Consider the following 24,370-nt stretch of genomic DNA (forward strand, 5'->3'; position numbering starts at 1 on the left):
AGACAGCCTGCCAGGGTGGCAGCTTTGCTGTGGAATCAGTGGCAGCTTTCGCGTGGAATGGATGGCAGGCTTCGTCTGGAATCAGTGGCAACCTTGGTCTGGAATACGCACAAATACCTAAAACCCTGGATAATGCTGTTGATAGTGCAGCGGCTTTATACATGGACATCATTAATTTATTCCTGCGTATTTTACGTATCCTGGGGCGCAAGTAGCCCCCCAGGGTGGTAGCGATATGACTCAGAGGCTAGATGGCGATGGCCAGTATGTCTCTATGCTGGGGTGAATAATGTATATCAAGGCCAAGGAATTTACTCTCAGGATTCGCCCAGATGATCTTTCAAAAAACCACGTTTGAGCGTCTGTTTCCAGCAGCATTGTATGACACAGGAACCACCAGCTTTGGGTTTGAGTCTGGTGGGAAACGTTATTTCGATGTCACTGTTCCCGGAAAGCCGAAGATTGAGCAAGGTATGACGGTCATTGCGCTTCTTGAAAAGCAAATGCATGGAGCTTTCATGGTGTTTTAGGCTGGATAGATTGTCAGGATGGTTCTATTGCTTGCGATAGCCCAGGAAAATCCCTCTTAATAGCACTAGTCTGTGCATTTTTTGCCATAATGTTCCCCATTCGAGCCTATGCTGCTTTCAGTAACTCTGAGTATGTAAACTTGATTGCCTTTGTTGTCGCCTCTATTTTTGGCATGTTTGCTCTGCGCTATCTCTATTTTTATGCCAAGGCGCTGATAATTAGACGTGCGCTTGTTACCATTCGAGACTTCATCGAATTGAAACAGCAATCAAACGGCTAAGGCTAAGATTAAGTACCTACAGGAACTCCCAATGAACCAAGAACAACCCAACAATCCTTTACATGGTTTGAGTCTGGAAAAAATACTCACACGCCTGGTCGAGCATTACGGTTGGGATGCTTTATATGCGCAGATCAATATCAACTGTTTTCACAATGATCCATCCATTAAGTCGTCGTTGAAGTTTTTGCGTAGAACGCAGTGGGCCAGAGACAAGGTTGAGGCGTTGTATATCAATACCTTCGCACCGACTAACTGAGCAGGCGGCAGTCAATCAAGACTTGTTCAGGGCACTTGCCGGTTATGCAGCATGGGGCGAGCCCGAAGATATTGCTTTGGCGACATCTTTGGGAGAGGCTCCCAAGGCCAGGAGTGATTTCATGATCAGGTCTATGGAAACGCTCGGATCTCCGGCCTCCATTTTGGCGATGCGCGACTGACTGGAATGAACCATTTTCGCAAGCTCTATCTGGCTCAGATTATTGTGCTGTCTACGCTGTCGAAGCGTGTGACTCAACGCCAGCTTCATTTCAATGTATGCAGACTCTTCAGGGGTCAAATCCAGAAACTCATCAACACTACCGACTTTCCAACCGGCGGCTTCCAGTTTCTTTCGATTACTTTTTTGCATCGTCATACATCCTGAATCTGGACTTACAAACATCAATTACGTTTTTTGGTGTAGCTTCAGTTTTTTTTATAAACACATCAGCTATAACAATGGCATCTGGTTCAATTCGATACACTATGCGCCAAATTTTATCGCTATCAGTAATGCGCAGCTCATGACAGTGAGAACCGATTGATGGCATGGGTCTTGAGTGCGGCATGGAAAGTTTTTCTCCACATTGCAGTCGCCGCAATAAGAAACCTGCCTCCAATCTGGCAGTTGCCGAAAATGGTGGTGTTTTAACAATTCCATGTAACCAAACTAATGGCTTGTCCTTTGGGCTCATGTACTACAATATATGTCGCATATGACATAAATACAAGCGGATATTATTTGATCAACATAGAAATATATGCGCTAAGAGGACCCAGTGCACATATTTGAAACGAAGCGATTAATCGTAAGACAACTCGGTCACCAGGACCTTCCCACCCTCACTGAGATTTTGAGTGATCCCGAGGTGATGCGCTATTCAGTGCGTGGGGTTTGTGATGAGAAAGCCATTGGCGAGTTTATTGATTGGTGTATGGACTGCTACTCATCCCACGGAATAGGCCCCTGGGCGTTGCTGGAGAAAAGCTCGGGTGATCTGGTTGGCTTCTGTGGTGTCAGCCCTGAACAGGTCGATGGCGTTGAGGAGGTCAATCTGGGCTATCGATTAGGACGTAGATTTTGGAATCAGGGGCTGGCGACAGAAGCGGTTCGGGCTGTTATTGATTATGTTTTTAGCCAGAAATACTGTGACTCGGTGATTGCCATCATCGAGCCTGAGCATCTGGCGTCCATCAGAGTATCCGAAAAAGTTGGATTTAAAGATTACTCCATGCATGAGTTCCATGGTCGGCGGGTGCGTGTGTATCGGATGCCATGAATATAGAGAACATTTATTACCGGGTTGAAAGGCCCCACTCTGGGATAAAATTCTTACTTATTCCGGCAATCATGCTGATGATTGCCGTGGTATATGTGACGGGTGGCATCCAGGCTGATAAAAGATGGTGTCTGGCTGTTGCCATCCAGTTGCGGCACATCAGCCTGTCGACATAAATAGTAAGTCTCTCGTAGACTCTAATCACTTATCTTCTTATAAAAATACTTACGACAAGTGCTTTCATCCAAGCGTTTAAGAACAAAGACTAAAACTCCAATCACAGTCACGGAAAATACAATTCGTCCCCAAAAAATAGTCATAAAGTCCGCACCAATCAACAGAATCAGTAGCGTGTCTTCAATCAAGCTATGAAGTAGGTTGAGCAACATCATGGCGACAAAAATATCCCGTGGGGAAATGTGTCCTCGTTTTGCTTCATTGATAAGCAAACCACCACCAAAAGAAACGCCTAGCGTGATACCCACAATCGTCAAGTTTGTTGCTTCTCGGCTAATACCAAGTACAGACAAAATCGGCCTGAGCAATATTGCCATCAATTTTTCGATACCAAGCAATTTTAACAAGCGTAAAAATGTCATTAATGCAGCAATCACCACAAAAATCATTGCAAGGCTTTTAAGCTGATCGATTGTCCAAACCACATAACTTGAATCACTGACTGGCGCATGTCGCCAAATCACTTCAGCAGGCGTATTTAGTAGATCTCCGCCTTGGTATATTTGATGCAAAATCCACCCCATCAACAAACCACCACCAATGCGAATTATCAGTGTCATAGCAATCCCAACGCCTGCTTTTTTAGCAACGGCTACTTCGATAGGAAGTGAATGAGCAAGCAACATCAAAGTGCCAAGAATCGAGACTTGAGCAACGGTTAAATCCGTGTCAATACTCATAAATATTACGAGTCCAGCGTACATATTGGTGACCAGCGTGGTTGCCCACACCAAGCCCATTTCGCTAGGCAAGCCGACCAGCGACATGACAGGACTCAGCCATTGGCTCAGTAGCTCGATGCCACCAAACTCTTCAACAACCTTGATCACGATGATCATCGGAATCATGATCTTATAAAGCGTCCATGTGACATCAATGATCTCTTTCCAGAGTCCATTCAATAAAAGCCCAACCCAATGATAGTTTCGTTTATTCACTTCTCTTTCTCCAAACAGTCTATGGAGAAAGTGTATTGAGATGACAAGAAATATGCCGATCAATTTAATGATTGATAACATCGAATATTTTTAATATAAAAACCATTGAGAAATTTTTAACCACAAAAGCATGATTGTGAGAAATTTATGGAATTAGACAAGATAGACCGAAAAATCCTAGCCATCTTGCAGCGTAATAATCGTATCGCAAACGTTGAGCTGGCCGAAGAAGTGGGACTATCGCCTCCAGCTTGCCATAAAAGAGTAAAACGACTGAGAGATGAAAACGTTATTGTGGGTGATGTTTCTCTTGTGAACCCAGAATTAACCGGCAACAAACTGACATTACTGGTTTCGGTCGAAATGGAGCGAGATCGAAAGGATTTGTATGACGCCTTTAAACGCGTCATTAGCCAGGCAGCAGAAGTAAGACACTGTTACCAAATAACGGGCAACTACGATTTTATGATGGTCGTTACTGTACCGGATATTCAGGCTTACGAAAGCTTTGTCGATAGAGTACTTCACACGGAAGCCAACATCCGAAAATTCCAAACCTCAGTATCACTTCGAACCGTTAAGTCCTCAACAGAGATTCCTTTAAGTCAATGAAATTGGCAATGCATAGCCTTTCGCACCCAGGCCGAATATCCGGCAACGCTGAGTTCTGGATGACCATCCAAGCCAATTATAATCTGTTCCAGCTTCGCCAAAACCGGGCTGCGGCTTAGCCCGGACTTTTCATGCAACCGCGCAAGAGTAAAACGCCTTAACGTTTGATCTTATAAGCCACCACATAATCCCCTATCGTGGTGCCGACGGAGCCATGGCCACCGGCCACCTGCACCACCATCTGCTCACCCTGGCTATTCAGATAGGTCATCGGCGTGGCTTGCCCGCCAGCCGGAAGTCGCGCCTGCCATAGTTGCTCACCGGTAGACAGGTCGTAAGCCCGCAGGTAGTCGTCTACCGTCGCGGCCAGAAAGGCCAGGCCACCTTCGGTAATGATGGGACCGCCGATACCGGGAACGCCCATTTTAATTGGTAAGGGTAGCGGGGTCATATCACGGATGGTGCCGTTCTTATGTTTGTAGGCGATCTCCCCGGTTTTCAGATCCACCCCAGCGACATAGCCCCAGGGCGGTTGCTGACAGGGTACGCCCATGGGTGACAGGAAGGGCCGCATATCTACCGCATAGGGGGCACCTTCATTTGAATTCAGGCCCTGCTCACCTTGGTTGGCTGCGTCCATGTCCGATCCATTTTTCTCGACCAACTGTTGAATGAAGCCCAGATAGAGAGGCATCCCGAACATCACCTGACGTTTCGGGTCCACGGCGATACCACCCCAGTTGAATACGCCAAAGTTACCCGGATAGACCAGCGTTCCCTGCTCCGATGGCGGTGTGTACTGGCCTTCATAACGCAGGGACTTGAACTGAATCCGACACCACATCTGATCCAGCGGTGTTGCGCCCCACATCTGTTGCTCTGTCATGGGTGGCGGACGAAAAGTCAGTGCTGAGATAGGTTGTGTCGGTGCCGCATGATCCAACTCAACGGTACCCTGAGGGGCAGGCAGTTCATCTATCGCAAAGATCGGCTCGCCGGTCTGACGATTCAGTACATACACATCACCCTGCTTGGTTGGTATTACGAGTGCAGGTTGCAGGCCCTTATCGGTTTCCAGATCAATCAGTGATGGCTGGGCCGGTGTATCCATATCCCACAGGTCATGGTGCACAAACTGTTGTACCCAGGCCACCTGGCCGGTATCCAGGCTCAGCGCTACCACGGAGCTGGCATATTTTTCATCATGCTCAGTACGATACCAGCCAAGCTGATCGGGTGTCCGGTTCCCCATCGGAAAGTAAATCAGCCCCAGATATTCATCAGCGCTGGCTATGGCCCAGCTGTTGGGTGAGCTGGGCGTATAAACTTCATCCGGTCCGATTGGAGCGGTTTCCTCAGGGTTGCCGGAATCCCAGTTCCACACCAGCTCAGCGGTTTTAGCGTCATAGGCACGAATCACACCAGACGGTGAGTTTTTGTCGTAGTTATCGTTCACTGAACCGGCCACTATGACCAGACCATTGGCCACCACGGGTGGTGAGGTGGAGTAATAGAAACCGGCTTGCTTGAATGGCATATTGTGGATCAGATCGAGTTCACCGTTTTCACCAAAACCAGCACAGCGTGCGCCGGTGGCGGGATCAAGAGCAATCAGACGGGCGTCAGAGGTCGGCATATAGAGCATGGCATCACACTGCACTGAGGCCTGGGTTTCGGCCGCCACACCCAGCATCGCGGCGGAGGGAACCTCGCCTGATGCCGGTGGCAGATAAGACACTCCGCGACAGGTCTGGTGCTGACGCTGGCTTTCCGGTGCCACCTTGGCATCATAGACCCAGCGCTTGGTGCCTAGGTCGGCATCCAAGGCCACCAACCAGTTGTGCGGTGTACACAGATACAGCGTATCGCCGATTTTAAGTGGTGTTGCCTGATAAGTGGTTTCACCAATATCCTCAGGGCCTTTCATATCCCCGGTCCGATACTGCCAGACCTCCTCCAACTGCCCAACATTCTGGGGAGTGATCTGAGCCAGTGGCGAATACCGCTGCCCCATGTTGGTTCGCCCATAGGCATACCAACTGGCTTCAGGCGCGTCCCCCAGATTCGGTGATTCACTGTCCACCTGCATATCGAGGCTGCCAGAAAATTCATGCGGCTTGGCCAGATGCTGCCCACTAGTATCCCCCCAATACTAGCCACACAAGAAACAACACTTTGCGCCCGCCCCTGTCCGCTACGCTGGAAAACAATAGCGGGATAGCCAGCAGCATAAACAAGCCCATACGCGGTGCTAACGCCCACCAGTCATAGCCGGACTCCCACAAAGACCAGATCAGGGTGATCACCAGAAACAATGCAAATAACGGACGGGCCAAGGCATGGCGCTTAAAACCCAGCCATGCATTGAGCAGCAACACAACGCCTGCGAGAAGATAATAGAGGCTCCCGCCAAGACTGAGCAGGTAGACACCACCCGCCGTCAGAGCCAGACCTATCAGTGCCACCAGAATCGAAAATAAAAGCATAAGCCTCGCTCATATATTGAATTGCATATAATTGATGCTAGAGGTCAGTCACCAGGCTATATCGCGCCTACAAACTAACCGTTTATGCACTATAAAGCATGAGTCAGCCTGGCTTTGTGCGATGGCGCACAGTTGGGGATAATTGAGCCTGAGCATCAGGCGTCCATCAGGGTATCCGAGAAGGTTGGCTTTAAGAATTACTCCATGCATGTGTTTCATGGTCGGCGGGTGCGTGTGTATCGGATGGCACTAGTTGCTTAAGACTCCATCCCCTCGATTTCTGGCCAGTCTATTTCAACAATATGCCCTGGGCCTGCATCCAGTAAGATGTAAAAATCACCATCAGGACGCGGAAAGCGGATGCGGGACTGTTCATCCAGTGCGCTTGATAGAATCAGGTCTTCATCATAGTTAATTACATCCAGCTGTATACCTTCAGCACCTGAGCCATCGGAAAAACCGCCTTGGCAAACAATGAAATCCCCCTCAAGCTTGCACTGACAGTGTGGAGAGTGCGCCCAGGCAGGTATGGCCATCAGGCTGCTGAACATCAGTAGGGCTATGCAAATGAAGCGTTTGTTAGTTCTCATGATCTGTTCTCGCGTTAGTCGGTACTGGTTAGTCATTGCGGCGCTGAATAAATGTCACCGCACTAGGTGAGGCGTCAGCCAGGGGCATGGACATCTGGTGCACAGAGCCATCCCAGCCCTCCAGGGTCAGCCAGATATCAGCATCGGCCTTGGCAGTCTCAGTAATCGGCACAGAGATGGATTGTCGGTAGGGTGAGCCGAATGCGATAGCGCCAGCGGTACGCAGATTACGCGGCTTACCAATGCGAATATAGGCGGCTTTCACCTCCGGGATACACACCTCACAGAGTGACAGAGTAAAGGTTTTCATGTGGCTAGCCACCCCATCTTTCCAGGGTGGATTGGTATCCCGCTCGGCCAACTGAATCTGCCAGGGGCCTACTTGATGCTGACCAAGATCCCGCTCGCCCAGGCCTTTATCGCCCAGGAACATGGCTCGGTTATCAAAATAGTAAGGCATCGCCACCATGGGCAAAATTAGCAACAGCGCACTAAGATGAAAACGCCGGCGAAACCAGAGACTGTATTTCTTAGGGGACGCCGTCTTCGGAGAGGTGGAGGATTGGCTCATACATTGTCTCCTTTTTGTAAGGCATAAGCCGGCATTTGTGCATCCGCCCCTTTGCTGGGTTGCTTGTTGGTCTTTCTTGTCCGAAGGACTGCAGCGGTGTCCCTGAAGGTGCGTTTGGTCCAGATCATCATGCCGCTGAACACCATCATGGTCAGCAGTATGCCGAAGAAGAAATACACCAGTTTTAAGCTCAGACCGACAAAATCACCGGTATGCAACGGGCGCATGGAGCCGGTGATGATTTCCAGCCAGGATAGATCGGAGATCCGGCGTGTCTGCTCAATTTCAGCAGTGTAGGGATTCACACTGACGTTTTCGAACAGCAAAGGATAACTCACACTGCGCCCACCAATACGGTAGTGCGCATACGCATTACCCGGCATAGCGACAAAAGACGCCTGCAAATCAGGAAAGGCCGTTTCAACAGCCGCCGTTGCTTTATCCAGGCTGATAAAAGGCGGTGTCTGGCTGTTGCCATCCAGCTGCGGCACATCAGCCTGTCGACATAGATAGGTGGGCCAGCCGTGGAGAAAGAGATCTGATTATCCCGCAGTATGCCTTGCAGCAGAAACCAGATACTGGTGATGGAGATAATGGCGATAAAAGGAATCGACCAGATACCCGCCAGGCGATGAAAGTCTCCCCAGAAGACTCGCGCACTGACGTTGAAACGTAGCCGTGGGCGCAAGAAACCTCGCCAAAAGCGTTTATAGACAACCAGCCCCGTAACTAAGGAAACCAGCATGGGGATGGCAGTGATACTGACAAGGTACCACCCCCAGCTGTAGCCATTAGTCCAGGGCAACAGTAACCAGCCATGCAGCCCCCTTACGAACTGGCGAAAATCAAAACGAGAGCTTTCGCCTTGAATAACACCAGTATAAGGATTCACGTACAGAGTCCGTGTGGTGGTGTCTGGATAGCTGATATCAGCCGTCAGTGCAAACTGCGATTTTACCGGCCGGGAAATGGACTGAATAATCGCTTCAGGATGGCCCTCCTTCACCACGGCAACAATTTCATCAAAACTCAGCAGAGCACCGGCCTGAGCCGGTGGGTTAGCGCGCGACGCCGGATCAGCCAGCCAGACAATCTCCTGACTAACGGTGGCAATGGTGCCCGTCAAGCAGATAAAGAATACAAATGCCCAGATCGGCATGGCCATCCAGCTGTGTACCAAAAACCAGATTTTGGCACGATTGGCGCGCGGTTTTTCCGTACCTGATTTAATCGATATAGAGTTAGACATCAGACAGTCATTCCTCCCGACTCACTGGTCAGAGTTTGTAGTCAAGCGAAAGTAAAACGCTTCTAGACGCGCCATAGATTGCACCATGCTGCACAGAACGGAGATATTTTTTATCAAACAGGTTGTTAACGTTCAAACGCAGGGTTGCGTTGTCGTTCAACGCATAGGCCGCGAAGGCGTCGGCAAGAACATGTGAGTCTTGCCATGCGCCACCGTCCTTAGAGACATCGGACTGCCAGCGTACCGCCGAACCTACCCGCAAATCAGGCAACATCGGCAGGCGCGTGTCGGCACGAACTTTTAACGTACGCCGCGGCACCCACTCATAGATATCACTACCATCTTCTCCTGTCAGCTTCAGCGAGGTATAGCCAACCGTTAGCTGGGTGTCGTCACTAAGATGGCCCGTGGCTTCGATCTCGAAACCACGCGAAGTCACGTCCTTGGCTTCATAATAGTTCCATTGGGCAACAGGATCGAAACCAGCGATAGTGGCAAGCCCCTTCTGCTTGGCGGAAAATACCGCAAGGGTGGTAAGGAGATTGCCATCAAGCCACTCGGCTTTGATACCGACCTCTGTATTAACCCCCTTCATCGGCGCAAGAAATGCACCATTGACGTCACGTTGATCCTGCGCCTGGAAGATATCCGAGTAGGAAACATAGCCCAGCACATCAGGCGAAATGTCGTAAGTTAACCCAAAATATGGACTGGCCTTTTGGGTCGTTTCGTTGTCGAGATTGGTGCCACCACCGTAGATCGCAGTGCCATCTCGCTTTAAATGTATGGCATTGATGCCGACAATACCTGCCAACCTGTCAGTCAGTGACAGGCGGGTTGCAGCGTACAAGCGGGTTATATTCTGTTCGCCATCCGCAGCGATGCTCTTGGCTCCCCAATTGGGTTCTGCATACACATCGCCAGCATAGGGAAAGGCTGGTAATACGGGGAAGGTAGCACCATCGTATGTGTAAGTCAGACTGGTTTGCCTGGAATGGCTCAAGCCAAACACGGCTTCATGTTGACGACCAAAGGCATCAAAACTCCCCGTGAGGTTGACATCAAGGATATCGATCTGTGATTCGCCATCGCTGCGATACGGCCACCCGAGCAGACCGGTGTTATCATCGTTCAGATAGCCTGTAAGGCTGTAGGCATAAAACAACTTAGTATCACTGCTACCCTTGGTATGACTGTAGGTCACCTTACCCTCCCAGTCAGGCGACAACATATGGGCATACTCGATGAAGGCGTTATAGGATTGATTGTTCCATCGTGTCCAGTCCTGCGAGGTCGAGGCAGAGACATCGAAATCAGCTAGCGTGCCGTCGGCATACGGTAGTGTCAGCGATCCCCACATAGGAGAGCGCTGCCTGGAATCCTGGTAGGTCAACCCCAGGGTCAACACCCCATTGAGACCGATCTGTCCTTCAACAACGCCATAAAGGGAAGTACGCTTGTCATTAAGTGCACGCAGGTACGAGCCCTTATCCTCCTGCGCAAGTACCAGTCGACCGGCCCACTCACCATCCTCAGTCAGTACCTTGTTATAATCCAGAGCCAGGCGCTTGTGACCGTGAGACCCGCCAGTGAGCTGAATCTCACCACCGTCCTCGTTGGTAGGCCGTTTGCGGACGAAATTGATGGTGCCAGAGGCGTTGCCGACACCGGTGAGCAAGCCGTTAGCACCGCGAGTCAGTTCGATTTTCTCAAACAGGAAGGTATCCAACTGACCTTCAACCAGCCCCCAGTCATTGGTCATCCCCAGACCGTCAACCTGTGTCAGCATGATATCGAAGCCACGAGCGTTATAACCGGTGCGATTGGTCTCCCACTCATCGACGTTGATACCGGTTCCCAAGCGCAACGCATCATTGCTGCTGCTAACGCCAAAGTCACGCATACCTTGCTGTTCGATGGTGCTAATCGTCTGTGGCGTGTCCTTGATTTCCATGGGTAGATTGGTTGCACCCTTGGATACACGGAATTCACGCTTATGTTGAATGCTAAGGGTGGGCAACTGCACCGCACCCTGCTGACTCACCACCGGCTCAGGCTTGTCGATAACATAGCTCCCTCCGGCTTGCGGTACGGCGACCAGCCCACTGTCCTGTAGCAGTAAATCAAGCCCTTGTTCGACGGAATAGCTGCCTTGCAGCCCCCGTGTTTGCTTACCATGACTCAGATCACCGCTAACAGACACTAATACTCCACTCTGCTGGCCGAACAGCACCAGGCTGAGTCCAGATCGCTACCCGGAATTGCAAAAGCTTGCTTAACCTCAACAACAGGGTCAGCGTGTAGCAGCGCAGACACTGATAGCCCACTCAGTCCTAGCCCCATAGCCAAAGCCAGTTGACTCAAAGTAGGTCGTCGATATTTTTTTAAAAGACTTACAGGTGGCTGGGTTAACGACATGCTCAAGATTCCTTGTATAGTGGCTTATACACTCGGGTTGATAGCCAAGTGCAGTTCATATTTGATATGCCCCACGAACAGGAAAAATCTGCCTTATTTTTTTATATTTTTTTATGCAGGCATGAGCCGTACCCAATATTTACTAACTCTATGTTGGCGAATGGGTAGAATTTGGCAGAGGTTGCCGAGAATAGCGTCAGTATCAACAAGCGGAAAACTACCGGAAAAGGTAAGATGGGCCACTTCGTCGGCGTAGCCCAGATAACCGACTCGATAACGCGTTAGTTGTTGGATAAAGTCGCCCAATTGGGTGCGCTGAGCTGTTAACAGCCCTTGGCGCCAACTCAGTTGGTAAGGCGTTAAACTTGATTGTTGAACCTGCTCTCCTTGCATAACGAAACCCTGATTAGCGGTAACCTTATAGTCTCCTATACCACTGAGGGTGCAGTCGACCTGCCCCGTAACCACTTGCAAATGGCAGCGGCTATCGTCCCGATACAGGGTAAACTCGCTACCCAAAACCGGGCTGAATAGATGCCTACCTATCCGAACTTGCGCACCACCACTGTTGGTAATGGCAAGTTCACCATAGTGCAACACCAGTTCTGGTTGGCTACTGAAATCCACAGCAAGGGCTGATTGCGTATTCAGCATCAAGGTACTGCTGTCTTGGAGCACGAGTGTTTTTTGCTCACCCGCTGCTGTTCGTACATCGGCCATCGTTTGACCGTACAGATAGCGTCCGGCTTGAGCGGCACCAGTCATGTCCCGGGTTAGCCACAGCGCCGCACCAAAAGCACTAACCGACGCGAGTGTTTTCAGAGAGCGGCGCTTTTGCAGTAATCGGTGTTCAGCAGTATGTAGGCTGTGTAAAGCCTTCTCACTGTTTAGATTGGAGATGGCAGAGAACTGTTGGTTTGCGCGTCCCAGTTGATCCCAGACCAACGCGTGCTCCGGGCTTTGTGATAACCAGTGAGTAAAGGCAAGCTGCTCATCATCAGCAACATCGCCGGCTTCGAATTTAACCAGCCAATGAATAGCTTCCGTTACCAGTTCACGAGGAGGTATAGCTGAATTAGTCATACAACACTCGATAGCACTGTTGCATGCAACGCACCATTGCTTTTTGCACTCTGTTTACATTGATATTCAGGTGCTCAGCAATCTCCTGATATTTTAGTCCATCCAAACGTGCCATCAGAAAAATCTGTTGATCCCGATGAGGCAAACCATCCAGTATCTGTGCCAGTTGCAGCAGTGTTTCCACCACCAGATGTTGCTCTTCCAACGAGGGCGACTCTGGTTCCGGTTGTAACGCCAGCATCTCTAAATAGGCTTGTTCTAAAGCTTGTCGTCGCCAGTGATTAAACATCAGTCCTTTGGCAATGGTGCTGAGGTAAGCGCGGGGACTGTCCGGTTGTGGTGCCGTTTCTTTTAAGAGAACTCGGATGAAGGTATCTTGAGCTAAGTCCGCAGCAGTTTCCGAACAGCCTAGACGTCGACGTAACCAATGGTGCAGCCAGCCGCGATGGTCGCGGTACAGCGAGTCCACCTGATTGTGCAGCATTGCGTTAACCTCAGACATCAATATTCCTTAACAACTATAATAATGATAATAGTTATCATTCTATATATCGATATCTAAGCTGACAAGCCCTCAAAGCTGCCTAATTATTTTAGGCAATTGCCCCAACCTAGTCGGCTGAAGTGAGTGGCAGCCACCAAGGTTCGGTGGTGCAGCATTGGAAATAGTACGCATAGTGTGTATAATTAAATCATTCTCAGCAACAAGGAGTGAGCTGATGAACAGTCGGGAATTACTCAAGGTGCTGGAAGCAGATGGTTGGTACATACACAAGGTGAAGGGTTCCCATCACCAGCTATGTCACCCTGACAAGCCGGGAAAGGTTACGCTACCTCATCCCAAAAAAGATTTACCAACCAAGACCGTTGCAAGCATCTTGAAACAAGCCGGGCTGAAATAAGCCCGGTGTTTATCAAGCCATGCAGCAGATATTCTAATAGCAGGAGACTTTAACAATGCTTTACCCAGTTGCAATCCATCATGAGAAGGATAGCGCTTACGGTGTCATTGTTCCGGACCTTCCGGGTTGCTATTCAGCAGGCGACACCATGGAGGAGGCTATCAGAAATGTAACTGAAGCCATCGACCTTCATCTGGAAAGTCTGGTTGAAGATGGAGGAGATATTCCCCAAGCCAGCTCACTGGAAGCGTTCATCGAAAATGAGGAGTACAGTGGCGGCGTGTGGCTTCTTGTTGATGTAGACATTACCAAATATTTGGGCAATTCGGATCGGCTGAATATCACCCTACCTCACCTTTTGGTCACTAAAATTGACCGAGCAGTGAACGAAAACAAGCTCTTCAAAAGCCGTTCACAATTTTTGGCGGAGGCGTCTTTGCGCTTATTAGCTTCGTCTTAACAATCCTTGAAGCCCAGGTTGCTCCGGGCTTCAAGGAGAGCCTCTAATCCATTGGGCGCCGCCCTGCGCCCAGTAGTTATTCGAGCACGACTAACCGAACCGAACTCATTCGACTCGTTGATAACCTGCGGCGTGTGAGCACTGTCCATGCTGTAAAAACAGGGTTCATTAATGTTTAGAGTTGCTCCTGAACCATATCCAACAACCATTCTGCCGTTATACGACGAACCTCAGTTGAGTCAAAACAAGGTTGGTGTTCAAAACCATGTTGAGTGGGAATGGACATGGGGCCAGAAACATGGATACCGGAACCTGCATGAACGGTACCATCGCCTGGTGCATTGGCAGGCTGGATTTCATATATCGCCAAGTATTCAGGATAGCTATCAGAACCATGAAGCAGTGGGTTTTCCACGTTTGATATACCGATCTGTCCTCTTCCTGTAGTTTCCAGAAAACCACCCTTCGACCAGTTATTTCTGTAGGTGTAGTCGTCACTACCTTGTACTTGTTTCCACTCTACATTGTCCCAGGATGCATGATCCATATCGTCAGAATAGAGCATGCGTGTGTTAGGATGAAATACCTCTGAGCCGAGTTGTGCGTGGAATGTTGCAGCTTGATTTAGTACATTTTTATATGCATCAAATGATGCTCTGCTATTATCACTTTCAGGATTTAGATACTCTGCATAGATCAAACGCCACCAGTCGCTTTGGTTTAGATAAATCTCTGAATAAGGATTGGTTATCGGCCTGGACAGCAGTGGTTCATCCGCCACCTCACCTTGTTCAGTGACTTTCTGTTTAGTTACTTTTAACCACTGAGTGTCACCCGAAACGGTTTTGTGCCATTGATTCGGCAATAGCTGAAGAGCACCGGGCATATTACCTGCCGTTGCTGTGACTTGCGCCTGGTTCGCTCCAAGCACAAAACGCGCATTTCCTTCAGCACCAGCCAGCATACGTTTATAGGCATCCGGTGCGCCATCACAGGGTTGAGCGCCGTGAATAACACCATGCACTTTTCCTTCACCGCCAAGTAATTGAGTGTAGGCGCGTGAAACTAACCCACCCATCGAGTGAGTAATAATAATCGGTTTTAACACACGAACATCCGTACCTTGGTATTTCTCTTCAGTGCCTTCAATCGCTTTGGTGACTGTCTCAGCAAGGCCTTTGGCTGAGTTCAGATTATCGTCTGTCCAATTGTAGGGGGAGGCCCAAACCTCATAACGCAGACTAAAGCATCCACGCGGAAGTTGCCCGCTGGCTGGATGCGGGGCGATAAGCTGCAACCAGGTAATAAAATTGAAATAGGATCCCTGCATCAACCCACCCCAACCACGTTCGATTTGTTCCTGGTGCATGGAGTGACTGCTTTGGGCTTCTCCGAAATCTACTTCGAGATAATCGGGGGAGTAGGGTAGGCCTTCATTGTTGACGAGGAGGTCTCTTTTAGCTTTCGCACCTTTGAAAGCGATAGTTACTGCATTCAATATATTATCTTGAGGATCCCATACAATCTGCCCATCGTGCTTGGTTCTTAACCGGCTTCCCATAATGCCGGGTACAAAAACAATAGGCAGCGCAACCGGTACAGGACAGTATTGAACCGAAGAGTGTTTCATAGTGATCACCTTCTAATCCTTGCACTGTCGATTAATCTATCCCAAATCTGATCGGCTTTTTCGCGCGTGAAGGGTTCAGTCCCGAAGGGGCGTCTTCGATCAAAATAACGAACATCTAGCGATAGTCCAAACTGTTGATCAGTCGTTTGCTGGCCAACGGAAGCCATATAGAAGATTTCACGTCCGTAATCTTTACCATAACGGCCAGGGAGTCCAGCAATGGTAATACCGCTACCTAGATTACTTTCAGCTGCCTCAAGGTCGAGCTCTCTTCCACCAGGTTTGCGGAGACTAAAACTGATCCGCACACCGATAGGATCCTCGTTTGGAAGACGAAATGTAGCACCCTGAACCTCCCCCTCAGGTGACAGTGCAATAAACGCCCCCTCTACACAGCTGCCCTCACCTCTGGGAATCTCATCGGGTTCACGAGGACGGGTGGCGTTAGCGACTCGAATTAACTTTTGGCGCTGCGTATCGGCATCAGTCTCATCCATTATAATCGAGGCACGAAAAACTCTCCCTTTGGATGCAAAAAAAGCGTCCTCAAACCATATATCTCCAGACTCTATACCAAGTGCGGAAAAATCACCGTATCTCGATACGATAAAAATATTACCTACTATTTCTGATGCTCTGTAAATCTGAGTTGTACCACTAACTGTGAGTGCCCTATTTTTCAGTGCATTAACCCGCTCTCGCCAAACCCGCTCAGCCTCCTCATGCCCTCCCGGCCCCAAACGCTCAAATTCACTCACATAGGCCCAGCCACTCTGACTGGAGAACTCAAAGCTGGCAGGTATATCAATCAATAAGCGGCCGATACAGTAGGTTTTGTATTCATCAGCGTTAGCCATGGTGGTTGCTCCCAGGAATATGAGTAGCCACAGGATGCGTGACTTAAGTTGGATAAGGGTCATGGGGTCGAGTCCTGAATCAATTTGTTCAAGTGCCAAAGACGTATAGCGGGCCCCTGGACACTTTTTTTGAGTATGGCCAGCGCCTGATCAGCAAGTCCGAGTGAATAGGCCTGTGTATAACTATCTATGGCATCTTGACGCTTTTCTTTGTCAGAAAAGCCCTCTGTACGTAACAATGTCAGCATATTAAGCAAGTGTGCTTGATCCGGTGCTGGAGGCGTTAATTCATGATCATCAAAGCGCTTTAGCACATTTTTGATCATCTGCTGGTCTTGAAACTGTTCAATATGCGTGTTTAAAGCCGTTAAGATTTCCTCAGTTATTTTTGCTGGCCGTGTTGGTTGTCCATGACGATCAGGGTGTCGTTTAAAGGTAATCACCTTGTGATCTTCGGGAAGAGGAATAAGCCAACATTGTCCTAAGTAACTGCTGTCTTGAAGGAGCGCTTCGGCTAGCTCGGCGGGTTGACCATGGGTTAACGCCGGGAGACTGGTTTTTTCCCAAAAGCGAAAAAAATATCCCTTGCCCTGTTCATTTTGTAACCGAGTAAACTTGCGCAGATGATGACGCAGCTCTGCAAACTCAGTGCGTGTACGGATGAAGATACCGAGTGACTTTTCCCAGAGTCCCAGAATGCCTTGGGGGCCTGTGAATAATTGCCGGGTAAAGCGATGATCCTGCTCCAGCTCCACTAGGTAAGGTGCATGGTTGCTGATCTCATCCTGTAGAGCACCTTGAAACAGTGACTCATAATGAAGGCCACACGCCAGCAATAGATCGGGCAATAAGTAAGGCATTTTTGCCGCATCCAGCAAGGCATAGGTTTTCATTGTGGGAACAGCTTGTGAGTAATGCTGTTGTTCAGCGTCCGTTGGGGTTGGCTGACCAAACAAGGCATGGCTCAGAACATCAGGGACACATTTTTGGGGATCAACACCGAGCTGACTATCTAAAGGCTCGATTGCCTCTAAGGGTTCTATTTCAAGCAGATTAAGCGCAGGTTGCGACGGCTTGTTCAGCGGTTCAAGCGGGCCCAGTACAAGGGGGCAGGTTTCGCTTAAACTGCATAACAGGGTATCACCCCATTCACCAGGGTGTTTTAAAAGCCATTGCTCGGCTGGAAGCACATCGTTAACCCAATGTAGCCAATAGCCATCTTTGATGATTTCATTGGATATTAAGGTCTCAAATTCATGCGCATGATGACAGAGTACGGCACCGATGAGCTGAAAAAGATCATCACCGCAAGAAATATGACAAAAGCCGAGGTGGGGTTTCATATTCACAAAGGCATCCCTGGCCAAAATATAATTTCCATGTATTTTGTGAAGCTATTGCATGTTCACATAGGGTATTGGCGCTTGNCAGTCTCAGCAGGAAAACATTGGCCAGGTTTATCTTAAATAGACTTTCATCTAGTATTCTGCAGATTAAATCACTATAAGAAGAGAGTCCCCTTATGAGACGCCCTGTCCGTATCGCTATCACCGGCGCCGCTGGTGCCATCAGTAACAGCCTGCTTTTTCAGATCGCCGATGGCAGCATGATGGGTGATGACCAACCCGTTATTCTGCAATTGATTGAGATGCCCGAGCGTATGGAAGCCCTGCGTGGTCTGGCTATGGAGCTGGAAGACTGTGCCTTTCCTTTGCTGCACACCATTACGTTGCACGATAATGTTGAAGAGGGCTTTAACAATGCGCACTATGCGCTGTTGATTGGCGCACGTCCTCGTGGACCGGGGATGGAAAGACGCGATCTGCTGGAAGTGAATGCGGAAATCTTTACCCGTCAGGGTAAGGCGCTTAATGATCATGCTAACCGCGATGTGAAGGTCCTGGTGGTGGGTAATCCGGCGAATACCAATGCACTGATCGCCAGTCGTAATGCGCCTAAACTGTCACCTTCACAGTTCACCGCGTTAACCCGGCTGGATCACAACCGAGCCAAGGGCATTCTGGCTAACCACACCGGAGCCAATCCACGGGATATTGATGGCATTATTATCTGGGGCAACCACTCACCCACCCAGTTTCCGGACCTGTATCATGCCAGTGTGTTGGGGCAACCGGTCATGGAACAGATAGATCAGGACTGGTATCAGCAGGAGTTCATTCCCAAGGTACAGACCCGTGGCAGTCAGATTATTGATGCCCGCGGTGTCTCCAGTGCCGCCTCTGCGGCTCAGGCTGTTATACATCATATGCGCGACTGGGTACTCGGCACACCACCGGGCCAGGTGGTGAGTATGGGTATTATCAGTGATGGCAGTTATGCTATCGAGAAAGGGATTTTTTACTCCTTTCCGGTGCGCTGTAACTATGGCCGCTATCAGATAGTCAAAGGGCTGGATCTGAATGACTACAGCCTGACGATGATGAAGCAGACCGAGCAGGAATTGCTGGATGAAAAAGCGGCGGTTAATCATCTGCTGCCACCAGAAACCGAGGCGTCACATAACCATCTGACTATCTGCCTGCGTTCGGGAGTAACCCTTTACGCTGACGGCACAGGTCCAGAGGCGAGTTTTAAGTACCTCACCACTAACCGGGTTCTGTAATTTTCAGCCAGGAATAAAAATAATCGGCGCAATCTGGATATGCACCAGACCAATAAAGGCACTGCCAAAGGAATAGAATTTATGTCTAACCATCTTGTAGTCACTCAAATCGATAGCCAGGGTGTTCTCAGATTAACTCTGTGCGACGCGAGTACCCGTAACTCCTTATCTGAAGCCATGCTTGAATGCCTGGCGCAACATTTTGCTACGGCGGCGTCTGATCCCGCTGTAAAAGTCATTATCCTAGCTGCTGAAGGCCCAGCATTCTCTGCGGGACATAACCTCAAAGAGTTAACATCCGCCAGAACAAATACTGACGGTGGCAAAGCCTACTTCACTAAAATCATGCAGATGTGCGCCGCCTTGATGCAAGCAATTGTAAACTGTCCTAAACCAGTCATTGCTGAAGTGGATGGTATTGCTACAGCAGCCGGTTGTCAGTTGGTGGCAAGTTGCGATTTAGCCGTGGCATCTGACCTATCTCAATTCAGCACCCCCGGCGTTCATATTGGATTATTTTGTTCCACACCGATGGTGGCACTGTCGCGTAATGTGAGTAATAAACACGCCATAGAAATGCTGCTGACAGGCGATATGATTCCGGCTTCTCGAGCAGTTGAAATGGGTCTGATTAATCAGGTGGTTAAACAGGGCTCAGTGCAAGAAGCGACTAACACGATGGCCAGTAAAATTGCTTCCAAGTCGAGCATGACCTTAGCGACGGGCAAAAAAGCTTTCTATGCTCAACGTGACATGTCGCTATCAGATGCCTATCAGTATGCATCGCAAGTGATGGTTGACAATATGTTAGCGCAGGACGCGAAAGAGGGCATTGAAGCCTTTATCGAAAAGCGCTCACCCCAATGGCAAAATAAATAATCAGGTCTTTAACTATCCGATAAGTGGGCAGTGAACGTTACAGGGTGATCCGCATCGACAGATCGATCGCCCGGCAATGCTTGGTCAAGGCACCGATGGAAATATAGTCAACGCCCGTGCTGGCGAAGTCCATCAGGGTGGCCTCGGTAATATTACCTGAGGCTTCCAGCTTGGCCTTACCAGTGTTGATCTGCACCGCTTCACGCATCTGCTCCGGGGTGAAATTATCCAGCATGATGATGTCTGCCCCGGCCTGCAGCGCTTCATGTAACTGCTCAAAGGTTTCCACTTCCACTTCAACCGGCTTGCCAGGATGGTTTTGATGGGCTGCCTGGATGGCGTTAGTAATGCCACCACAAGCCATCAGATGATTTTCCTTGATCAGGAAAGCATCGAATAAGCCGATGCGGTGGTTATAACAACCACCGCAACTGACGGCATATTTTTGCGCCATACGCAGCCCCGGCAGAGTTTTGCGCGTATCCAGCAACTTCACCCCGGTTGCCGCGACTTTATCGGCATAAGCGGCACTGAGTGTCGCCGTCCCTGACAGGGTCTGCAGAAAATTAAGTGCCGAACGTTCACCCGTCAACAGTGCGCGCGCTGAACCGCTAAGTGACAGCAACTCGGTATTGGCAGCCACCCGATCACCATCCTTGACTCGCCAGTGCAATTCCACCTGAGGGTCTACCTGGCGAAATACCTCATCTACCCAGGCAACACCACAAATCACCGCCGCTTCACGGGTGATGACACGGGCACTGGCCTGATGTGCCACCGGGATAAGTTCAGCGGTAATATCACCGCTGCCGACATCTTCCAACAAGGCAGAGGTAACATTATCCTGGATAACGGCTTGCAGTTCAGGGAGTGTAAGCATGAGAATAGGCTATTCCGAAGTTTCAACCAAAGATGCAGCATTCTAACCATCAGGATCACTCTGTGCCAGTGCAAAGCTTACTCAAGGATCATCGTCTGACGTTTGCCCGTCAGGTCAACAGTGACAATTTCAATGCCCGCCCTGATAATGAAGTGTCATTGCTGGTGATCCATAACATCAGTCTGCCCGCTGGTCAGTTTGGCGGGCCCTATATTGAAGACCTGTTCTGCAACCGTCTGGACCCTGAAGCTGACCCAGGTTTTTGCCAGATTGCAGAGCTGCAGGTCTCGGCGCATCTGTTGATCCGTCGTGATGGCGAGGTGATACAGTTTGTGCCCTTTAATGCGCGTGCCTGGCATGCCGGTGCATCCTGTTTTGAAGGCCGTGAAAACTGCAATGACTTTTCTATCGGTATCGAACTGGAAGGCACGGATACCCTGCCCTTCACCTCCGTACAATATGCACAACTCAGCCACATTACCCAGCTGTTAATGCAAGCCTACCCTGGGATTACCCCGGCACGCATTACTGGCCACAGTGATATTGCCCCGGAACGAAAAACAGATCCAGGCCCCTGCTTTGATTGGGATGCCTACCTTGCCAGCCTGGAGTCAGTAGCACAGGGGCCTGCCGATGAGTCGCATTGAAAGCGCCAAACTACGCTGGGAAGGCGGCGTACCTGTCGCCGAAGCCTTTGATGATTTCTATTTCAACACCGATGGTGGCGCAGAAGAAAGCCAGCATGTGTTTCTGGCGGGCAACCAGCTTGAACAGCGCTTCCTCGCGCTGCAAAGCCGACAGGCCTTTGTTATAGGTGAAACCGGTTTTGGTACTGGATTGAATTTTTTTACCACACGGAAGCTATGGCTTGACTGCGCACCGGCTGATACCCGGTTGCACTACCTGGCGTTTGAGAAGTACCCGCTGTCTCTCACCGATATGCAAACCCTGCTGCAGCGCTGGCCGGATATAACCGACTGCCAAAGCCGTTTTCTGCAGCAGTATCCTCCTCAGCAACAGGGTTTCCACACCCTCTTTTTTGACCAGGGCCGGGTGCAGCTAACACTGATTATCGGTGATGCACTGGAGCAATTAGCGCAACTTCAGGCCAGCGTCGATGCCTGGTTTCTGGATGGTTTTTCACCTGACAAAAATCCGGATATGTGGAAACCGGCACTGTTTCAACAACTGGCCGCTAAAAGCCACCCCGGCACCACACTGGCAACCTTTACTGTGGCGCGTCAGGTCAGAGAGGGCTTGCAGCAGGCCGGGTTTAGCCTGAGTAAACGCTCCGGCTTTGGCCGCAAACGGGAAATGCTCTGCGGGCAACTGAGTGGCTCAGAGTTACAGTCGCCGCCGCAACCACAGATATTGTCCCAGCCATCAGCACCAGCGCCGCAGCCAGTGATTGTGGTCGGCGCCGGATTGGCAGGTGCCTCAACGGCACGGGCACTGGCCGAACAAGGTATCAGCGTAACTTTACTCGAAGCTGGACCTGAGCCTGCGCAGCAGGGTTCCGGCAATGCACAGGGGGCGCTCTACGCCAAGCTGGCGGTAAAGCCTACCTATGAAAGTGCCTTCCACTTGCATGGACTGTTATTCAGCACCAATCAACTGCAACAACTGCCGGATACTGATCCACCACTGGCCTCACTTTGCGGGGTACTGCAATTGGCCATACAGCCCAAGGATGCCAAGCGTCAGCAACAGTTGTTATCGGATGGTCATTACGCGGACAGCCTGTTTCGTGCTGTTTCTGCTGAACACGCCTCAGCGCTAGCCGGAACCGAGGTGGGCTATCCCGGATTATTCTTCCCCCATGCTGGCTGGGTCGCCCCCGCTGACTATTGCCGCTACCTGCTGGACCATCCGGCGATTGAATGTCACTTCAATCAGCCGGTGCAGCAATTAATTGCTGATGCTGATCACAGCCACTGGACAGTAAAGACCTCTCAAGGGTGTTTTTCAGCCACCAAAGTGATTATCTGCACCGCTGCCGATACACGTCAGTTAGCCGAACTGGCCCACTTACCGGTGAAACCCATACGTGGACAAACCAGCCTGGTCCAGGCCGATAAGTCGCTGCCTGATCTACAGACTGTCATCTGTGGCGAGGGTTATATTTCTCCGGCACGGGAAGCACACTACTGTTTTGGTGCTACGTTTGATCTGCATTACGCCAACACGGAACTACGTGACAGTGATCATCAGAAAAATCTCGATACTCTGACCGCCGCCCTGCCAGCTTTCGAGAGTCTGACTCCAGCTGATTGTGACGGGCGTACAGGATTTCGTTGTAGCACACCGGATTATCTGCCATGGTAGGCCAGGTGGCCGATTACGACGCCACGGTGGAGCTGTTTGCTCCACTGAGAACCGATTCCCGCCGGCTGTCTGATCAACCAGTGCGCGTTTGGCCTGGGCTCTATGTCAACACCGGGCATGGCTCCAAAGGGCTGATCACCTGTCCAATCAGTGCCGCATTACTGGCCGCGCAGATTAGCGCTACACCCGCCCCCTTACCCAAGGAGCTAATTGAACGTCTGGATCCAGCGCGTTTTATTCTGCGCGACCTGATTCGACGACGAATTTAATGCTTTTCGGTAAAATGACGATATACTCTACAAGAGAGGGGAGTCGCTGAGTATGTCACTGATAATCATAGACCAAGGCAATAGAATACAGACACCGGTCAAGGCACTGTTTAAACAACGCAGTGTTGATGAAACCGCTGCCAGTAATGCATCGCGTGGCCTGCCAGGCTCTGATGAGAATATGAAGCGCCCGGGTGAGCGCTTTATTCGGCTGGATGCGGAATCTAATCGCCACCCGGCACCCCAGACAGGTGGTGCTCAGGCCGCCTACGAGGAAACCAGTAAAGCGGGTAAACCAAAAACGGCTCGCCCGGTGTTGCGTGCGCAACAAATTATGACCTTCCCGGTACAGACGATTACCACCACAGCATCACTGCGTCAGGCCTGGTTACAGCTGGAAGAGCATAATATTGCCCACCTGGTCGTACTGGATGACAGTGAGCGTCCTGTCGGCCTGATCTCCAGACCAGACATCCTTGAACACGGCACCGACTCCACAGTCACTGTGGCGGTGGTGTATCAGAAACAGATGGTCGCCGCGACACTAGAGACCGAGCTATCCCAGATCGCCTCGACCTTTGTGAATTATCCGATTAGCGCCATTCCGGTGATCAGCGAAAAGGACGAACTGCTCGGGATTATCTCCAGAACCGATCTGGTACGTTTGCTGATTAATGATGCACAGGTGGAAAGCTGGGCCTGAGGTTTACTTCAGGCTCTCCAGCAAAGTTAGAAAAGCCGCTTCATCAATTACCTTAACACCGAGTTGTTCGGCTTTCGCCAGCTTTGATCCAGCTCCCGGACCTGCTACAACACAAGCCGTTTTACCGGATACACTGCCGCTCACTTTCGCACCCAGTGCCAGCAATCGATCTTTGGCCTCATCGCGGGTCATAACTTCCAGCGTACCGGTTAACACCCAGGTTTCTCCAGCCAGGGGTTGTGCATTTTTTTGCACGTTTTCTGATGAGCTCTCTGTTGAATTCTCTGCGGCAACCTGCGCGGCTTC

Annotated in this window: 29 protein-coding genes and 2 pseudogenes; 14 read left to right on the forward strand and 17 right to left on the reverse strand. The window is 50.2% G+C overall.

Annotation, left to right across the window (positions count from 1 at the left end; genetic code table 11):
• The 4 genes and pseudogenes from LH51_RS20730 to LH51_RS02405 form a co-directional block, all read left to right on the forward strand.
• Positions 1–215, forward strand: a pseudogene (locus tag LH51_RS20730) (hypothetical protein); the annotation flags it as partial.
• A gap of 117 nt (positions 216–332) precedes the next feature.
• Complete coding sequence (locus tag LH51_RS02395) at positions 333–530, forward strand: hypothetical protein (protein WP_036519431.1); 198 nt, start codon at positions 333–335, stop codon at positions 528–530.
• Positions 531–619: 89 nt separating this feature from the next.
• The gene (locus tag LH51_RS02400; RefSeq protein ID WP_036519434.1) at positions 620–811 is read left to right on the forward strand and encodes a hypothetical protein; all 192 of its coding nucleotides are present in this window, start codon (positions 620–622) and stop codon (positions 809–811) included.
• Between the two features lie 31 nt (positions 812–842).
• Positions 843–1,070 (forward strand): VF530 family DNA-binding protein, encoded by a 228-nt coding sequence (locus LH51_RS02405; RefSeq protein WP_036519438.1) that lies wholly within the window; start codon positions 843–845, stop codon positions 1,068–1,070.
• A gap of 42 nt (positions 1,071–1,112) precedes the next feature.
• Here LH51_RS02405 and LH51_RS02410 read toward each other — a convergent pair whose 3' ends face one another.
• Positions 1,113–1,442, reverse strand: coding sequence for a helix-turn-helix transcriptional regulator (locus LH51_RS02410; RefSeq protein ID WP_036519441.1), 330 nt, complete (start codon positions 1,440–1,442; stop codon positions 1,113–1,115).
• Positions 1,429–1,767 (reverse strand): type II toxin-antitoxin system RelE/ParE family toxin, encoded by a 339-nt coding sequence (locus LH51_RS02415; protein ID WP_036519443.1) that lies wholly within the window; start codon positions 1,765–1,767, stop codon positions 1,429–1,431. The genes LH51_RS02410 and LH51_RS02415 overlap by 14 nt, the downstream gene beginning before the upstream one ends.
• Positions 1,768–1,851: 84 nt before the next feature.
• Here LH51_RS02415 and LH51_RS02420 point away from each other — a divergent pair, with 84 nt between their 5' ends.
• Positions 1,852–2,352, forward strand: coding sequence for a GNAT family N-acetyltransferase (locus LH51_RS02420; RefSeq protein WP_036519446.1), 501 nt, complete (start codon positions 1,852–1,854; stop codon positions 2,350–2,352).
• A gap of 197 nt (positions 2,353–2,549) precedes the next feature.
• Here LH51_RS02420 and LH51_RS02430 read toward each other — a convergent pair whose 3' ends face one another.
• Positions 2,550–3,527: a nucleoside recognition domain-containing protein gene (locus LH51_RS02430; protein WP_081960633.1), complete on the reverse strand. Its 978-nt coding sequence runs from the start codon at positions 3,525–3,527 to the stop codon at positions 2,550–2,552.
• Between the two features lie 147 nt (positions 3,528–3,674).
• On the opposite strand from LH51_RS02430, the gene LH51_RS02435 reads away from it, so the two are divergent.
• A complete protein-coding gene (locus LH51_RS02435) occupies positions 3,675–4,139 on the forward strand; it encodes an Lrp/AsnC family transcriptional regulator (RefSeq protein WP_036519451.1) in 465 nt (154 codons plus the stop codon).
• Between the two features lie 157 nt (positions 4,140–4,296).
• Here LH51_RS02435 and LH51_RS02440 read toward each other — a convergent pair whose 3' ends face one another.
• From LH51_RS02440 to LH51_RS02470, 9 genes are all read right to left on the reverse strand, one after another.
• Positions 4,297–6,228: a membrane-bound PQQ-dependent dehydrogenase, glucose/quinate/shikimate family gene (locus LH51_RS02440; RefSeq protein ID WP_235263456.1), complete on the reverse strand. Its 1,932-nt coding sequence runs from the start codon at positions 6,226–6,228 to the stop codon at positions 4,297–4,299.
• Between the two features lie 46 nt (positions 6,229–6,274).
• Positions 6,275–6,625 carry a hypothetical protein gene (locus LH51_RS22020; RefSeq protein ID WP_235263458.1) on the reverse strand — a complete coding sequence of 117 codons (351 nt, stop codon included), beginning with the start codon at positions 6,623–6,625 and terminating at the stop codon, positions 6,275–6,277.
• A 257-nt stretch (positions 6,626–6,882) separates the two neighbouring features.
• Entirely contained in the window at positions 6,883–7,215 is a 333-nt protein-coding gene (locus LH51_RS02445; RefSeq protein ID WP_036519612.1) for a hypothetical protein, read from the reverse strand.
• A 28-nt stretch (positions 7,216–7,243) separates the two neighbouring features.
• Complete coding sequence (locus tag LH51_RS02450) at positions 7,244–7,786, reverse strand: hypothetical protein (RefSeq protein WP_036519453.1); 543 nt, start codon at positions 7,784–7,786, stop codon at positions 7,244–7,246.
• Entirely contained in the window at positions 7,783–8,124 is a 342-nt protein-coding gene (locus LH51_RS23355) for a PepSY-associated TM helix domain-containing protein (protein ID WP_327124045.1), read from the reverse strand. Before LH51_RS23355 ends, LH51_RS02450 begins: the two co-directional genes overlap by 4 nt.
• Complete coding sequence (locus LH51_RS23360; protein ID WP_200881844.1) at positions 8,121–9,035, reverse strand: PepSY-associated TM helix domain-containing protein; 915 nt, start codon at positions 9,033–9,035, stop codon at positions 8,121–8,123. The genes LH51_RS23355 and LH51_RS23360 overlap by 4 nt, the downstream gene beginning before the upstream one ends.
• 28 nt (positions 9,036–9,063) lie before the next feature.
• Positions 9,064–11,238 (reverse strand): TonB-dependent siderophore receptor, encoded by a 2,175-nt coding sequence (locus LH51_RS02460; protein ID WP_200881845.1) that lies wholly within the window; start codon positions 11,236–11,238, stop codon positions 9,064–9,066.
• A 326-nt stretch (positions 11,239–11,564) separates the two neighbouring features.
• Positions 11,565–12,536, reverse strand: a complete 972-nt coding sequence (locus LH51_RS02465; protein WP_036519456.1) for a DUF4880 domain-containing protein — start codon at positions 12,534–12,536, stop codon at positions 11,565–11,567.
• Entirely contained in the window at positions 12,529–13,038 is a 510-nt protein-coding gene (locus LH51_RS02470; protein ID WP_036519459.1) for a sigma-70 family RNA polymerase sigma factor, read from the reverse strand. Before LH51_RS02470 ends, LH51_RS02465 begins: the two co-directional genes overlap by 8 nt.
• A 217-nt stretch (positions 13,039–13,255) precedes the next feature.
• On the opposite strand from LH51_RS02470, the gene LH51_RS02475 reads away from it, so the two are divergent.
• Both LH51_RS02475 and LH51_RS02480 read left to right on the forward strand, forming a co-directional pair.
• Positions 13,256–13,438 carry a type II toxin-antitoxin system HicA family toxin gene (locus LH51_RS02475; protein WP_036519461.1) on the forward strand — a complete coding sequence of 61 codons (183 nt, stop codon included), beginning with the start codon at positions 13,256–13,258 and terminating at the stop codon, positions 13,436–13,438.
• 55 nt (positions 13,439–13,493) lie between these two features.
• Positions 13,494–13,898: a type II toxin-antitoxin system HicB family antitoxin gene (locus LH51_RS02480; protein WP_036519463.1), complete on the forward strand. Its 405-nt coding sequence runs from the start codon at positions 13,494–13,496 to the stop codon at positions 13,896–13,898.
• A 175-nt stretch (positions 13,899–14,073) separates the two neighbouring features.
• On the opposite strand, the gene LH51_RS02485 is transcribed toward LH51_RS02480, so the two are convergent.
• Genes LH51_RS02485 through LH51_RS18720 form a run of 3 tightly spaced genes read right to left on the reverse strand, consistent with a single transcriptional unit; the run spans position 14,074 to position 17,728 of the window.
• Positions 14,074–15,537 (reverse strand): esterase/lipase family protein, encoded by a 1,464-nt coding sequence (locus tag LH51_RS02485; protein ID WP_036519465.1) that lies wholly within the window; start codon positions 15,535–15,537, stop codon positions 14,074–14,076.
• On the reverse strand, positions 15,534–16,448 hold the full coding sequence (locus LH51_RS02490; RefSeq protein WP_036519468.1) for a hypothetical protein: 915 nt from the start codon (positions 16,446–16,448) through the stop codon (positions 15,534–15,536). Before LH51_RS02490 ends, LH51_RS02485 begins: the two co-directional genes overlap by 4 nt.
• A complete protein-coding gene (locus LH51_RS18720; RefSeq protein WP_235263474.1) occupies positions 16,445–17,728 on the reverse strand; it encodes a DUF4123 domain-containing protein in 1,284 nt (427 codons plus the stop codon). The genes LH51_RS02490 and LH51_RS18720 overlap by 4 nt, the downstream gene beginning before the upstream one ends.
• A 179-nt stretch (positions 17,729–17,907) precedes the next feature.
• Here LH51_RS18720 and LH51_RS02500 point away from each other — a divergent pair, with 179 nt between their 5' ends.
• Complete coding sequence (locus LH51_RS02500; protein WP_036519471.1) at positions 17,908–19,008, forward strand: malate dehydrogenase; 1,101 nt, start codon at positions 17,908–17,910, stop codon at positions 19,006–19,008.
• Positions 19,009–19,047: 39 nt separating this feature from the next.
• Positions 19,048–19,887, forward strand: coding sequence for an enoyl-CoA hydratase (locus LH51_RS02505; RefSeq protein WP_235263459.1), 840 nt, complete (start codon positions 19,048–19,050; stop codon positions 19,885–19,887).
• Between the two features lie 37 nt (positions 19,888–19,924).
• Here LH51_RS02505 and nadC read toward each other — a convergent pair whose 3' ends face one another.
• A complete protein-coding gene (gene nadC / locus LH51_RS02510; protein WP_036519474.1) occupies positions 19,925–20,767 on the reverse strand; it encodes a carboxylating nicotinate-nucleotide diphosphorylase in 843 nt (280 codons plus the stop codon).
• A gap of 62 nt (positions 20,768–20,829) precedes the next feature.
• On the opposite strand from nadC, the gene ampD reads away from it, so the two are divergent.
• From ampD to LH51_RS02525, 4 genes are read left to right on the forward strand one after another with little or no spacing between them, the layout of a single operon-like run.
• On the forward strand, positions 20,830–21,414 hold the full coding sequence (gene ampD / locus LH51_RS02515) for a 1,6-anhydro-N-acetylmuramyl-L-alanine amidase AmpD (protein WP_235263460.1): 585 nt from the start codon (positions 20,830–20,832) through the stop codon (positions 21,412–21,414).
• Positions 21,401–23,092, forward strand: coding sequence for a bifunctional tRNA (5-methylaminomethyl-2-thiouridine)(34)-methyltransferase MnmD/FAD-dependent 5-carboxymethylaminomethyl-2-thiouridine(34) oxidoreductase MnmC (gene mnmC / locus LH51_RS02520; protein ID WP_052063380.1), 1,692 nt, complete (start codon positions 21,401–21,403; stop codon positions 23,090–23,092). Before ampD ends, mnmC begins: the two co-directional genes overlap by 14 nt.
• Positions 23,086–23,361: a hypothetical protein gene (locus LH51_RS18725; RefSeq protein WP_052063381.1), complete on the forward strand. Its 276-nt coding sequence runs from the start codon at positions 23,086–23,088 to the stop codon at positions 23,359–23,361. The genes mnmC and LH51_RS18725 overlap by 7 nt, the downstream gene beginning before the upstream one ends.
• A gap of 52 nt (positions 23,362–23,413) precedes the next feature.
• Positions 23,414–24,064 (forward strand): CBS domain-containing protein, encoded by a 651-nt coding sequence (locus tag LH51_RS02525; RefSeq protein ID WP_036519476.1) that lies wholly within the window; start codon positions 23,414–23,416, stop codon positions 24,062–24,064.
• 3 nt (positions 24,065–24,067) lie between these two features.
• On the opposite strand, the pseudogene LH51_RS24595 reads toward LH51_RS02525, so the two are convergent.
• Positions 24,068–24,301 (reverse strand): annotated as a pseudogene (locus LH51_RS24595) (BRCT domain-containing protein); the annotation flags it as partial.
• Positions 24,302–24,370: the final 69 nt, after the last annotated feature.

The sequence above is a fragment of the Nitrincola sp. A-D6 genome (assembly GCF_000764495.1).
In the GTDB taxonomy this organism is placed as follows: domain Bacteria; phylum Pseudomonadota; class Gammaproteobacteria; order Pseudomonadales; family Balneatricaceae; genus Nitrincola.